The 14,380-nt window shown below is 40.7% G+C and carries 14 protein-coding genes; 5 read left to right on the forward strand and 9 right to left on the reverse strand.

The features are described 5' to 3' along the window. Positions 1 to 76: 76 nt before the first annotated feature. The 5 genes from H5202_RS10625 (at position 77) to H5202_RS10645 (ending at position 2,838) form a co-directional block, all read left to right on the forward strand. Complete coding sequence (locus H5202_RS10625; RefSeq protein ID WP_182772040.1) at positions 77 to 268, forward strand: hypothetical protein; 192 nt, start codon at positions 77 to 79, stop codon at positions 266 to 268. A 71-nt stretch (positions 269 to 339) separates the two neighbouring features. Next, the gene (locus H5202_RS10630) at positions 340 to 1,326 is read left to right on the forward strand and encodes a hypothetical protein (RefSeq protein WP_182772041.1); all 987 of its coding nucleotides are present in this window, start codon (positions 340 to 342) and stop codon (positions 1,324 to 1,326) included. Positions 1,327 to 1,372: 46 nt separating this feature from the next. Further along, a complete protein-coding gene (locus H5202_RS10635; protein ID WP_259397274.1) occupies positions 1,373 to 1,672 on the forward strand; it encodes a hypothetical protein in 300 nt (99 codons plus the stop codon). A gap of 90 nt (positions 1,673 to 1,762) precedes the next feature. Continuing rightward, on the forward strand, positions 1,763 to 2,332 hold the full coding sequence (locus H5202_RS10640) for a hypothetical protein (protein WP_182772043.1): 570 nt from the start codon (positions 1,763 to 1,765) through the stop codon (positions 2,330 to 2,332). Next, complete coding sequence (locus tag H5202_RS10645) at positions 2,323 to 2,838, forward strand: DUF4279 domain-containing protein (protein WP_220493837.1); 516 nt, start codon at positions 2,323 to 2,325, stop codon at positions 2,836 to 2,838. Before H5202_RS10640 ends, H5202_RS10645 begins: the two co-directional genes overlap by 10 nt. 1,211 nt (positions 2,839 to 4,049) lie before the next feature. Here the strand turns inward: H5202_RS10645 and H5202_RS10650 are convergent. The 9 genes from H5202_RS10650 to H5202_RS10690 all read right to left on the reverse strand — a co-directional run. Further along, on the reverse strand, positions 4,050 to 5,153 hold the full coding sequence (locus H5202_RS10650) for a PQQ-dependent sugar dehydrogenase (RefSeq protein WP_220493838.1): 1,104 nt from the start codon (positions 5,151 to 5,153) through the stop codon (positions 4,050 to 4,052). A 63-nt stretch (positions 5,154 to 5,216) separates the two neighbouring features. After that, positions 5,217 to 6,002, reverse strand: coding sequence for an alpha/beta fold hydrolase (locus H5202_RS10655; RefSeq protein WP_182772044.1), 786 nt, complete (start codon positions 6,000 to 6,002; stop codon positions 5,217 to 5,219). Between the two features lie 87 nt (positions 6,003 to 6,089). After that, positions 6,090 to 6,944 carry a crotonase/enoyl-CoA hydratase family protein gene (locus H5202_RS10660; protein WP_182772045.1) on the reverse strand — a complete coding sequence of 285 codons (855 nt, stop codon included), beginning with the start codon at positions 6,942 to 6,944 and terminating at the stop codon, positions 6,090 to 6,092. A 10-nt stretch (positions 6,945 to 6,954) separates the two neighbouring features. Beyond that, the gene (locus H5202_RS10665) at positions 6,955 to 7,647 is read right to left on the reverse strand and encodes a crotonase/enoyl-CoA hydratase family protein (protein ID WP_182772046.1); all 693 of its coding nucleotides are present in this window, start codon (positions 7,645 to 7,647) and stop codon (positions 6,955 to 6,957) included. 35 nt (positions 7,648 to 7,682) lie between these two features. Continuing rightward, on the reverse strand, positions 7,683 to 8,594 hold the full coding sequence (locus H5202_RS10670; protein WP_182772047.1) for a bile acid:sodium symporter family protein: 912 nt from the start codon (positions 8,592 to 8,594) through the stop codon (positions 7,683 to 7,685). A 92-nt stretch (positions 8,595 to 8,686) separates the two neighbouring features. After that, positions 8,687 to 9,832, reverse strand: coding sequence for a DUF2855 family protein (locus H5202_RS10675; protein ID WP_182772048.1), 1,146 nt, complete (start codon positions 9,830 to 9,832; stop codon positions 8,687 to 8,689). Between the two features lie 241 nt (positions 9,833 to 10,073). After that, the gene (locus H5202_RS10680) at positions 10,074 to 11,090 is read right to left on the reverse strand and encodes an alpha/beta fold hydrolase (protein ID WP_259397275.1); all 1,017 of its coding nucleotides are present in this window, start codon (positions 11,088 to 11,090) and stop codon (positions 10,074 to 10,076) included. 79 nt (positions 11,091 to 11,169) lie between these two features. Then, positions 11,170 to 11,832, reverse strand: a complete 663-nt coding sequence (locus H5202_RS10685; protein ID WP_182772050.1) for a nitroreductase — start codon at positions 11,830 to 11,832, stop codon at positions 11,170 to 11,172. Positions 11,833 to 11,973: 141 nt separating this feature from the next. Beyond that, a partial coding sequence (locus H5202_RS10690; protein ID WP_182772051.1) for a TonB-dependent receptor occupies positions 11,974 to 14,380 on the reverse strand: 2,407 nt, incomplete at its 5' end.

Genomic DNA, 14,380 nt, shown 5'->3' on the forward strand with positions numbered 1-14,380 from the left:
GAACTCAGTCAGTATTTGAGTCCAGTGGTCATGTTTTTGCGATTGATTCATAGCACCTCCTTTGTAAAGAAGCACTATGCCAAAAGCTGATTTTTATTGGTATGTGGGGTTAATTGACCGCTTACACAATATTGAACTTCAAGCCAAGGATGACAACAACAGCCATAAGCCCCCAATGGGTAAGGTACTCACTGTAATATGTGGGCTGCTTGTCCTTATTATCTTTCATTATTTATCTCCTTATTTACCCTCATTTGTAGGGTTTTAAAGTTAACAAGTCCTAACATAGGACAAGTCCCTTGCCTCTGTAGGGGGCGTTAAGTGCAAATGGAGTTTGACTTGAATATTGAAGTAACCAATAAAGAAAATAAGTATTTATTTGGAAAGCAAGGCAACTCTTACTACAAGGGCTTGGTTGATGCTCTTACGTCGTTAGATCCAATGTTGACAGCTAAACAAAAGAGGAGTCTTTATCGGGACTTGCAACTCTCGGGTGATAAGTTTGATGAGGCCAAGTATTTACAGGCTGCTTGTGAGACGGTTATCGCTTCATATCTATCATCTAAATACAACGAAACATTTGTATATGAGAAGAAGGTAAATCCACCGAAAGATGTAGATTGTGGATTTAGTACTGTTGGCAAAACATACAATATAGAAGTTAAATGCCCTGATTTTTCCGTGAAAAATGAAATTGATTCTACAAATGCGTTTAAAATCGGCTCGTTTGGTCGTCTCATCGACTACGATGAAGTTGTTGGCAAAATGCAGGAGGCATTTGATTCTAAAACTAATCCAGCGGTAGTACCCAATAAGCCCTTACTTAGACAGCAGAAAATGGATAACAAACTAAAAGATTATCTTTTATCTGCTCATGGAAAATTTAAAGGTACAACAACTACTGATGAACTCAATATTCTAGCAGTATGTGGCTCCGACTGGATGGATTTGCAGAAATGGTTTTTCTATATGTATGGGGTTCAAGGTTTGTTTACTCCTGAGTCATTTCACCAAATTGACGATTATAAAAATGTTGATGCCGTTTTGCTAACAAACCTTTACCATCGCCATCATGACTATTGGAAAAAAGACAAAATAGAAAATCACTGGGATTTTTCCAAATCTTTTAATCTAATATTTTCCAATCCTCTTAGGCACCAAGATAAAGCTGAAATTATTTGTAGCTTCGTAGATTCGATTCCTAATCATTCTCGCGCATTAATGAATTTTAAGGTTACTAATGGTCTTGATGAAATGCGGATACCGCATTTTGTTGTAGAGGAACTTATTGAGAAGGGGTTGTATTATTTTCAACCAAACACTTAACAAAGCGCTGCTACGATAAATGACGAATCGAGAAATTATCACACTCATGCACAAACTATCACACGGCAGAATAGGGCCTTGTGGTAATTGGGTGCGGGTTTTTAATGATAGTGAAGAACTGGACGAGATGAAGTTTAGTAAACTCTTTGAAGATACCATTCAATCCGACATCGTTGTGATATATCAAAGTTCAATCAATGTCACTGAAGCGAAAGCTTCTGAAGCTTTCGAAATAGTAGCCCAGTTTGTAAAGCACGGTGTAGTTAAAATAGCAGACGTAAGGTTTACGTCTCAGATTGAAATAGACCCATTAGGCGTTGGTGCAGCATATCGTACTAACAAGTAAATTATGTTCGCCCAGCAAGCTGGGCCGGGACGTGCAAACAGCACGCGGCCCATATTTAAAGCGTTAGCTTTAAAGGAGGGCTTCGAGCTCATGGATAGAAAAATAATATTGGCAACCGTCTTAGCTTTGCTACTGTCAGCCTGCAATTCCACACCTACAAGTAATGTCACAAACTATGAGACGGCTGGGAATTTAGAATCTCCCAATCCTGTTGGATGTATATCTGTAGGCGGGTTATCGAATAAGCAGAACCCAGTCGATATATTTACTGGACTGAATGCCTGCTTGATCAAAAACAACTACTCGAATGCTGCCGAGCTATATTTTGCTGGTATGTCTTATGGCTTTTTTGACACTAAACGTGTATCCGATATAACTGCACATCAAGCGATTAGTGTGCTGCGTATGAATTTATTTGGTGCGCAACCACAAGAAGTCTTGGATAAATTGCAAGCGGCGCTTACTAACATAAATTCTGACAATACTGCTATTTGTAAAAGCCTAACAAAATTAGGAGCGCCAGCTTATAAGCCAACCTATATGATTCAACATGGTATGGGGGCATTTACTGGTCAAAGCACTAAAGATGGTTTGGTGGAAAACTTTGATTCTGGAGCGGGTTGGAAAGATGCTTTATCTACAATTGCTAAGTGTGTTTAAAGCTAACAAGCCAATTATGTTCGCCAAGCAAGCTGGGCTGGGACGCGCAAACAGCACGCGCCCCATATTTAAAGCGTTATGCAGATAAATCGAATCCACCTATGGCATGTAATTTAACTTACTCAACATTGAGAATATCGTCAGTTGAAATGTCACCTGATAAGATCACAGAAGTTATTGGTATTAGTCCGACATTGATAAGGAGAATTGAGCCGGATTCAAAATACAGACATAGACGTGAGTTCAATTATTGGGCTTTTTCTACAAAAGAATTATCTAATTCAACTGACAATAAAGAACACATAGACATTATTCTTAATAAACTTTACGGTAAGCAAGAACAAATGGATTCCTTGGTTAAGTTGAAATGCTCAGTAGATATATTTTGTTTTTGGAATTCAACAGGACAAGGTGGTCCGTCAATGGATGTCAATTTAATGAGAAAATTAGTACAGTTTGGTCTTAACATCAGTTGGGACATCTATTTCGACGACGAATCTGCATAACACATATGAGCCTTCCGCCAGTCAATAGGCGAGCCCTTTTGCTACGGGAAGGTATTTGACTGCTTTTGCAGTCAAATACCTTTAGTACCCAAGATGGTCAATCAACAAATTCATCTACTTCGTCTGTCATTTATCTGTTAGATCATCCTGTTCTTAGCAAAAAAAGGCAAACACATAGAGAGGCTCTCTTAGTGCGATTTTTTTAAAAATAAAGAATGCTGCCTGACACTTTTCATTCTTTTGAAATGTCAGGGGCACTACGACTAAATGGATTTCGGAGTAAGAGCGGCGCAGGAGGCTAAAGCCGAGACATTTATCGGTTAACCCTAAGATGGCACTATTCAAGTTAGAGGTGCTTTTTGCACAGTTAGTTTCAGGCTCATTTAGAGTGTAAACGACTTTGTTGATTGTATTTATTAATGCGCTAATAAGGTGTCATTCTTTGTAAAATCAAGTGCAGTCGATGTAGCTTAAATAGCATTTGGCATAGTGATGATGGTGAGAAGTCATTGCTTCAGTTTTCACATCATTCACGGTGATGATCGCTTCTCTTTTTAAGAGTATCTAGTTGGCCATTAGCTCACCTTATTGCGCGACTTATCCTTTCAGGAATCTTTATTTATTGAATTCAGCCCTGTCAAATTACTAGTTAGCCTTACTTGAAAATGGTGTGAACTCAACTCTGAACTTGAGGCCGTTGAAGACTTTTTATACAAGAATGCGTGAGCCTGACAGGACGTCAGGCTAGCTTTCGCGGTACAGGTTGTTCTTTGGCATCTGACCCATATGGATATGGGGAACATCATTGACCTTGCCATCACGACATTCGTGAATCCATTCACATCAGATTCCCATCGGAAGCGTTAACATTTTCACTCTTGATTGCAAGATGGGCCGAAGCAGTCTGCAAATGTAGGTCAAAGTTAAATCTGACTCCATGGCGACTTTTAGCAGCTCTTGTTTTGTAAATAGCGAAATATTGCGGGGGCGGCTGGGCCAATTCTTGAATGAAGAGTAGAGAGGGAACAGCCGTTGGTTTCCTCTTAGTCTGGTGTGGGCGACGCGCCAAGACGTTAGTGGCCGCAGGCCATAAGTACAATACAAAACAAACACCTGGATCCCGGCTCAAAAGCATTACCGGGACGACGTGAGAGTTGCGACGACGAGAAGGGGTTGTAATGGTCGTAGAGTTAAAGCATAACGCATAGCTTTTATTGCTTGGTATATCTAATCCGATACACGGCATTGGCAAAGTCATCTGATACCAAGATTGAGCCATCTGCCAGGGTCATCACATCTACAGGGCGACCCCAGCTTTGTTCGCCTTCAAGCCAACCAGTGGCAAAGGGCTTATAGTCAATCACCTTATTCCCTTCAAGTAACACTTGCATAATGCGATACCCCACTTTGTTAGTGCGGTTCCACGAGCCGTGTTGGGCAATTAAGATTGATTGCTTATAAGCCGCTGGGAATTGACTACCTTGATAAAACTCCATGCCTAATGCAGCCACATGAGCACCTAAGGGTAACACTGGCGGTGTGTTGAGTTTGGCTATTTCTGGGTTGGTGAAATCAGGATCGGTGATATTAGCGTTGTGGACATAAGGAAAACCAAAGTGTTGGCCTGTTTTGCTGACACGATTAAGCTCATCATCGGGTAAATCATCGCCCATCATATCGCGGCCATTATCGGTAAACCATAATTCTCCGGTTTGTGGATGGAAATCAAAACCGACACTGTTACGGACACCTTGGGCTATTGTGATGGTTTGTTTAGTCTCAAGATCCAATTGTAAAATAGAAGCAAAGGGCAGTTGGCTTTTACACACATTGCAAGGTGCGCCGACAGGGATATACAGCTTTCCATCTGGACCAAATGCGATAAATTTCCAGCCGTGATGCGACTTATTCGGAAGTTTGTCATACACCAATTCTGGTTTAGGAATAACAGGTAATGATTGCTCAATATCAGGATAACGCCAGATTTTATCGACTTCAGCGACATATAAACTGCCATTATGATAAGCAAGGCCGGATGGCATAAATAGATCCGTTGCAATAACGATCTTATTATCAGCTTTAAAGTCATTATCACTGTCTATCAGCGCATAAACATTGCCTGCTTTGCGACTACCAACAAAAACAGTGCCGTTGTCACCAAGTGCCATCTGGCGCGCGTTTTCAACATTTTCGGCATACACATCAATGGTAAACCCTGCTGGTAATTGGATCTTATCTAAAGGTAATGCAAGTGATGGAAAAGAGACACCCATAGTTAGGGTTGAAATTGTTAACAAAGTGATTAGCTTATTCATATTGGGCCTCTTATTAATCTGTAGATAGTGTTGACCAGAGCTAAGGCAATTAACAGGTAATCTTTACCAGTCTTTAATGATCTGTTTCACCATATTGGCGGTATTTTCCGGTTGTTCTAGTGGGAACATGTGACCACCATTAGGGAGTGTCATTAACTCAATGTCATTCAGTTTTGCAAACCGAACAAAATGTTTAATCGGGAATATAGTAGTCTTTTCACCGTATATTAGTGTAGCTGGTACAGTTAACTTGTTTTTGTATTTGATTAAATTAGTCGGTAAGTGCCTAAAGATATCGGCTTCTACGGCAGGAGAGAAGGTCAATTCTAAACGCTTATTACGCTGTATTACGGCGGAGGTGGCGTAGTCTTGTAAGCAACGAGAATCGAAACTTTTAAACAAGGTTTTCTGTGAAAAATAATCAACTAAGTTGGTGTTTTCTGGCCAATGATTCTGACGCGTTTTGGCTTTACCTGCTGGTGAAAGCTTATCAATGTAGGGAGTACGTTTAATAACACTCAGCAGATGTGAGAATGCACCAGTGACTACAGGTGGATCTAACATCACCAAACCTCGAAACAGTTCAGGATGTTGGCAAGCGGCAATAAAGGAAATAACACCGCCAAATGAATGGCCCACACAAATCACTTTTTCATCTTGCTTCTTAATAAATTCAATGAGTTCTGTGACTAGGTGTTGCCAGTTACTGTGTATTGGGTACAAAACGTCATGCCCAAATTGGTTATGTGCTACCGTGCGAAAGTCGTTATCAAATTCATGTAAAAAGGTTTTATAGCTGCCAGCAGGAAAGCCATTAGCATGCACCAGATTGATCAATGGTTTTGTCATAGTATCTCTAATGGGTAAGCACTATTTGCGAATAATTAATTCATTCAACTAACGTTAATCCTCAAATAGCGCTTATGTGCCCAATGCTTAGAATATTTTTAAAGGATCGATTGGAGTTAACTCTTCAAATTCAGGAGCACGGTTTTGCGCTTTGGCTTTGAAGATTTCCATCATGTCATTTTGAGGTTGAAACATGCCACTTTGCCATACCGACATGTAATTTAAGCTGTCGGCGACACTGTGGTCGCGTGCATAGTTAATCATCTCTTTACACCCTGTCACGGCTAAAGGTGAGCGGGCAGCAATTTCTGCTGCAATGCCTAAAACGGCGGTTAGCATTGATGCTTGGTCTTCATATACATGATTCACTAATCCAGCTGCTTTAGCTTCTGCAGCAGGCATTCTTCGACCTGTATAAGCTAACTCTTTGACTAATCCGATTGAAATCAGTTTAGGTAAACGCTGTAACGTACCCACGTCAGCGGTCATGCCGAGTTTGGTTTCTTCAATGCTAAAAAAAGCATCGCTGGTGCAATAACGACAATCTGCCGCGGTGACCATGTCAACGGCGCCGCCAATACAGCCACCTTGAATCGCCATTAACACGGGCATACGAGCTGTTTCAAGCACATTAAAGCAATCTTGCAGCTTGAGTACCAAACGGCGTAATTGGTCGTGTTTACGGCCTAATTCAATATGGTCATCGCTGTTACTCGCACTGAATACGGCTAAATCCATACCCGCGCTAAAATGTTTGCCGGTAGAGGATATTACAATGGCGCGAGCCGCCGATTGATTATTAATCTCGTGTATCACGCTTGGAAACTCATGCCAAAAGTCGACGTTCATTGAATTTAATGCGTCAGGTCGATTAAGAATAATGTGAGCCACTTTATCGTTAATATCGACAGTGAGTGTTTGGTAAGTCTTTTGCGATATCATATTTATGTCCTTATAAATTCAGTGAAATTTGCTTATCTTGTTCGATTGCAACATCCAGTGACGCAAGAATAGACTGACGTTCTTTTAATTTGGTGCCCAAATGCGCAGCCATATTTAACGTTTGCATGTGTTTAGCCACGGCATGGGCTGTATTCATTAATTGATCCGGTTCAACCACTTGATCGAGAAAACCTGCCAGTACCGCTTGTTCTGGTGCAAATAATTCAGCATTGATGACTGCGCGTGACAGGTAATTTTGTGGAATGCGATTACGGGCAATTTCAATGCCCGCCTGATGCATAGTCATGCCAATAGCCACTTCGTTTAGGCCAATTTTAAATGGGCCCAAACTGCCTATACGATAATCACAGCTGAGTAATAAGAATGCACCTTTAGCGATGGCATGGCCAGAGCATGCACCAATAATGGGGGTAGGGAATGCGAGCATCCTACGGGCTAATGTTGACCCTGCAGTAACCAAAGCAATTGCCGCTTCTGGGCTTTGCTTCATCGTTTTAAGATCGTAACCGCCAGAAAGAATACCTGGTTGGCCAGTTAATATGACAACTGCGTTTTGTTGTTCTGCGTGGTCTAATGCACTATTAATTTGGGCAATGACTTCAGGTGATATCGCGTTAACTTTGCCATTATTAAGGGTAATAACATGCACATTGTTTTCGATTGCTACGGTGATCAGTTCCATTTTTTACCTTTTTTATTTTAATTATTAGTTTTCGTCTAGGCGTTATCGGCCATCACTTCACTATTACTTTTTGATTTAAAATACTTGGAATTTAACATACCCGCTAGAATCCCTGCGGTAAAGAGCATTGTGAGGGTGTAAATAGCGGGTGTGAATGACATCTTGTAGTTAGCCAGCAGTGTTAACGCCATAAACATAGATAAGGTACTGTTTTGTAAGCCTACTTCAATGGTTATTGATGTGCGTTGCGCCAGATTTAACCCAAACCATTTGCTTGAGTAATAACCTAACAGCATTGTCGAAATATTAAGAATAATCGATACCGGTCCTGCTGCAATTAGCGCTGGAATAACGATATCTTGCTGAATGTACGTTAGGAAGATGATTAATAGTGTTAAGAATAAAATGCCAAAACGTGATACATGGACTTGAGTGCTTTCAGCAATTTTAGGTGCGTAACGTCTGATCAACATGCCAAGCAGAATAGGCACAATGGTCAGTTTCATTAAGCTGAACATCGTTGCGAGTATTGGCAACTGAAATTCATTGCCTTGCCCCATAAAGTGGATTAACGAGTAATTAAGTACAACAGGAATCGTAAATACAGTAATTAAACTGGCCACCGCGGTCATGGTTACCGACAGTGCAACATCGCCTTTTGCTAAATGAGAAAACATGTTGGATGTGGTACCGCCAGGACAAAGTACCAATAACATAACGCCTACAGCGTATTCTGGTTCTAATGGCATGATGTTAGCTAATGCAAAACCGATAATTGGCAATAGTAACAATTGATTAGTTAACCCAATCGCTACTGCTTTAGGGTACTTAAGCACGCGTTTAAAGTCGTCCGTCACTAAAGAAAGCCCCATACCCATCATAATTAGAAAGATGCATACCGGGATAACTTGCGTATTAACAAATGTCACTAATTCAATATCTTCCATAATAACCTCATTCAGATATGACCTTTATTCGGCCGATAACGTCCATTTTCATTTTTAAATGTGAGCTTGTTGATTGTTTATTGTGGATTTGCCTATTGCTTACTTGAGTGGTGTGTATTTATGTCTAACGATATGATTTGTCCAACAGATGCAGCTGCCGTTCCGGCTAAAACCTGTTGGTAGATGTCATTAACGTAGTGAAGATCATGGGTGTGGGAAATGGTGATAATGGATCTACAAAAGTCTATATAACTGAGTAGCGATTGATTCATTTGTTTCATGGTTTCACCAACACCCCATTCAAGGCTGCGTTTTTTCAATTGTGTTGGCGCAAAGAAGAATGTCGGGGTTGCACCAGGTAACATGCCATCAGTTTCAGTGTCTGTTAAGTCGATATCACCATGATGGGTTGCACCGATCCGGCATGAATAGCGCAGTTGTTGGCTAAAGTGGTGATGAATGGCGGCTAAGGTTTTTTTACCTCCGGCCATGTCTACTAAGATGGATGCAACATTGGCATCTAGGGTGGTAATGTTGTCATAGCTAATGACGTAATCGTAACAACCTAATGATTCAACAAAACTGAGATTGGCCATTGAGGTAATGCCAACCGTGCTACGTTGGCCTCTTTGCTTAATGGCAAAGGCGAGGGCGATACTGGTTTTACTGGATGCACTGGTAATCAGATATTGCGTGGCATCGAAATAATTGTTGTCGAACATAAAGTCATCCACTAACCAAGATGTAGTGAAAAGCCCGCGTAATAAGATGTCGTAATCTTCGTTATTTAGCTGATAAAAAGGATTGGTGCTAACCCGATCAAAACGAGCATAAACAGGTGATAAGCCTTCTCGACATGGATTAACGTCTGAAAATCCTGTTGGGTTAACTTTACCGGCAATAATTTTGAGATGGGTCGCCATTGGCATAAATCCCCACACTCGTTCACCGACTTTTATATCCTTGTTATTTGACAACAACACATCGGCAAACCCCATTACGGGTAACCGTCCCCACTGAGTGTGCTGTAGAGCATTATCTGTAGTGGCTGAAGCTGAATCTGTGTTTGTAGCAACACTATCTGCAGGGATATTTTCAGCAGGAAAGCTATCAACAGAAAAACTCTTAACAGGAAAAAATTGCCAATAACCTAAGGTATCACCGGTAATACCATAGCTAATATTGTTTGCCGTTAAGGCGAACTTACTCACCTTAAGCAATACTTCATTTTCTGCCAATGGCTGGTCAATATTAAGCTCTACTACACGAGTTTGTTACAAGTCATTTTTAACCACTTCAAATACAAGTGTCGGCTGAGATTGTGATGTTAATGTCGTCATAAAATCCCTTTATCATTTTTATTATTTAGTTTCTTATCTAACGCACTATATTGACTCTTTTTTATCAGAAGCCTTTAACTAAAATTATGGTTAACTGCTTGATTCAAAACGTATGTTTATTAATGTATGTTTATTAATGTTAAACGTTGATGAATGCATTAATAGCCGCATTAACTTCGTTTGGCCTTTCATGCTGTAGCCAATGACTGGTGTCTTTAAAACGCTTTATCACGCAGTTAGGCACATAGTGATGAATGTCATCTAGATTCTCATTAACGAAGGCAAGATCTTGCTCTCCCCATAAAATAAGCGTGGCAACATTAACCCGTATATTGGGTATTTTAAGCTGCGAAGTGTCTTTAACGGGGGTCGACTTAACTGCGTCATTCTGTATCGAGGATGTATCAAATGATGCTGTTGAATTGTTACTTTGATTATCTGTGTCATTTTTCGCCAGTTGTGGCATAGCGCGATAGTATTGCAACATGCCATTAATTGCGCCTGTTTGGCTCCACACTTGTTTATATTGCGCTTTTACATCGGCGGTAAACACGCTTGGGTTTGTACTGACCATGATGTCTTCGCTTAAATAACGATAATCATCTTTTATTAATAGTGACTCACCCGACGCGCTAATTAACTGATGAATATAAGCACTTTTTTTACGCTGCAATGGGTTATTAATCATCTCACGGGTAAAAGTGCTTGGGTGGGCTGCATTAACAATAATCAACTGACTAATTAACTGGGCATGAAACGCTGCTAATGGCCAAGCAATAGCACCGCCCCAATCATGAGCGACTAAAATGACCGGCCGATCCGGGCTAATAGCAGCAATAAATTTTGCTATAAAAGCGATAAGATTAGGCACTGTATAAAATCTGACATCGGCTGGTTTATCACTTAAATTGTATCCAGGTAAATCGGGGGCGATAACGCGATAATTTTCTGAGAAAAAGGAGAGTTGAGCTGACCATGTGCCCCAATACTCAGGAAATCCATGCAAAAATATCATCGTCGGTTTGGCCGCAGTGATGCCAGTTACAGTAGATATATCTTTTGCCTTTATGGCGTTAGTGACGTAAGCAGATTGCCCTGATTCAACGTAATGAATATTGACCTTATCCACTAAAATATTTTTATGCTCTAGCTTCATATTCAATCTCATTGAGCTTGCCTGTCTATCCTTAAGAGACTTCATCTTAAGATTAAACAGGACTTTGAATTAGAATGAGTTAATCAAAAAATGCTACAGCGTATTCAATCGATTCACGGTCGGTGCGGGTATTATTAACGGCTGCTGATTCATCGGCGTAGCCAAAAGACATCCCAAATAAAATACCGCGCTCGACAGGGAGGTTTAATATTTCTCTAACAGGATCGGGAAATTGCCCTAACGCACCTTGCATGCAATTTGATATGCCGTGATCTGCCATAATCAAAGAAAGCGTTTGAGCGTAAATGCCTAAATCAACAGCGCCCATAATGTCTAAGTATTTATCCATAGTGAAAAACACTGCATGTGGCGCATCAAAGAACTGCCAGTTACGCACCATCGCCATTTGACGGGCTTTTTTGTCTTCTCGTGCTACACCGATTGCACTATACAACGCATTCGCTGAGCCAAATTGTCGATCACGATGAATACCTTGATATTGCGGGAGCCAATTAAAGTCAGGATTTGGCGAGGCACCGCTCATAAGTGTTTCCATAAATTTTTGCTTCAATGTGTCTTTGGTCTTACCTGAGACAACACAGGTTTGCCATGGCTGCACGTTACAATTAGAAGGAGAAAGCTGTGCATGTGCAAAAATTAAATCTAAGGTTTCCTTGGCAACCGGTTTATCGAGAAAGGCGCGTGCTGAATAACGGTTTTTCAATATTGATTCAATAGACATATAGGACACTCTTATTATTTTATTGATAGTGATTTCATATCGTTACTGGTGATATAAGTCATTTATATAATTGTTATCGTTAATAAAAAGTCTGTAGTGACAGCAATTCACCATTCCCGCCACTACAGACTGTTGGGTTAATTAAAACTGGTAAGAAATATTGGCTCCAAATGTACGTGGTTGATTTGGATAACCATTAAAGCTGCCTGCTTGTATTGGTGGTGGGAATGCCGACAACAGATACTCATCGTTAGTTAAGTTACGTACCCAAAGCTGTAAACTGACACCGTTATCAAATGCTAAACCAGCACTTGCATTGAAGCTGTTCACTTCGCGGGTTAATGACTCCGGTGTATTTTCGGCCAGTTTAGTATCACTTTCGAAAAGGTAATCGGTACGAACATAGCCATCTGCACCGTTAAACACTTCGAAGTTATATACGATTCCCGCAGTGATGCTGACTTCATGAATACCAGCCGGTTTCTCGCCAGATAAATCAACAGGGCCGTTTAAACCTGACGCTCCTACAAATGAATCATAAACAGGGTCAAGGAAGGTACCCGCTAAGGTAAATGACCAGTCTTCGGTTAAGTTATAGTTAGAATCAAACTCAATACCTTGGGTACTTTGTTTACCCGCATTAGCCAGTACATAACCTGTGCCAATGAAAATCGATGATTGAAATCCTTCAATGGTTTGATCAAATATGGTTGCACTAAATGAGCCATTTTCGAATTGAGTTTTAATACCAAGTTCGTACACCATGGCTTCTTCAGGTGAGGCATAGCGGCCACCATAAACCTGATTCGGCATTGCTAATCCTGCGGTTTCTATTGCTGATTGATCTGATGCGAAAGGGCTTGAATAGCGAGATAAATTCCATGAAGTCGCTTTAAAACCTGTTGCTGCCGTAGCGAATATATTAACGTTGTCATTAATTTCATAAGCTAAGCGTAGCGACCAAGTGGCTTTGCTATCATCTGATTTATTGTTCTCTACAGCATTAGACAAGCCAAGCATAGGCGGTAAAAACTGCAAACTTTTAAGAACAGGTACAGCAGGAGCCAACTGAGGAATACTGCCAATAGGCACGCCATACAATGTTGGCACTGTGTCTAAATCAAGCGCAGACAGCACGTCGGAATGTTGTTGGGTAATGTTGACTTCTTTTTGATCATTGGTGTAGCTCACGCCAAGTATTGCAGTCAAGTCGTCGCTGATATGATAATCAAAACTGGCAAATATCGAGTAAGCATCATTTTCTTGATCAAAATCTGAACTTACTGCTGACTGATTTGAGAAAAATGTACCAGGATCTAAGCCGTTTACACCTTCAACACCGGCTAATAAACCTGGCGCGCCACCAGCAGCCATCAACACATCAAAGTAATTCCTAATGTCGTTACCATAATATAAGGTATCGCCAGTGGTAACTTCTTCATGAAAAATGTAGGCGCCAAACATCCATTCGAGCTGGCGATCACCGGTAGAGGTTAAGCGAAACTCTTGGGTAATGGTTTCGATATCGGTGTAACCACCTTCATTTAATATATCTAATGAGGTGTAGTCGACATCATTCATAAAATCGGAATCATTGGTACGAAGTGCACTGATTGATGTAAATGAATAACCATCAAAATCAACATCTAGCTGTAACGAAACCCCACCATCTTTTACGGTGTTATCAGGATTCGAATTAAGCGTAGATTGATAGGCAAATGAACCTGTTTCATCAAGGTCCATACCACCTAATGCACGCACAGCAGCAGTAGTTGGGCCATTAATTGAATTCTCCACAGTACAACATGCTTCTTCAATTTGGCTATAGTCAGCAATTAAACGCAGCTTTACGTCTTCGGTTGGTTGATATAACGCTTGACCACGAACATTCCATCGGTCGCGGTCATTGATGTTATCTAATCCGACAACACTTTCGGTGTAACCATCTCGTTTGTTTAATCCACCAGAAACACTAAATGCTAAATTATCAGTGATGCCATTGGTGTAATAACCTTTGATGGCTTTTTGATCAAAATTGCCAACACCAACTTCAATTTTACCTTGTTGATAATAAGCTGGTTCTCGAGTGGTAACACTAATGACCCCAGCAGAAGCGTTTTTACCAAACAACGTGCTTTGCGGGCCACTTAATATTTCAATTTGCTGCAGTCTTGGTAAATCGCCTATTTGAGATGCTGCTCGGGAGCGATAAACACCATCGATAAATACCCCAACAGAAGGTTCAATACCTGTATTGTTGGTACCATTACCAAAACCACGAATAGAAAAGTTGGTGTTAGTAGAGCGTTGTAGTGGTGTGACACGTAGGGTGGGCACTAGCGTTTGTAAATCGGTTATGTCCATTACTTTTGCTTGTTCTATTGCTTTGCTACTTACTACCGTGATGGCAACAGGAGATTCCTGTAATCCTTTAGAACGTTTAGATGCGGTTACGACAATTCTTTCTATATCGTCTGCATTTTTTGGTGTGTTTAGATTTTCATCTTCAGCATGTGCAGCTGAACTTATTACTCCCATAATCGCAAAT

The sequence above is a fragment of the Shewanella sp. SG41-4 genome, from assembly GCF_014164505.1.
Classification (GTDB): Bacteria; Pseudomonadota; Gammaproteobacteria; order Enterobacterales; family Shewanellaceae; genus Shewanella.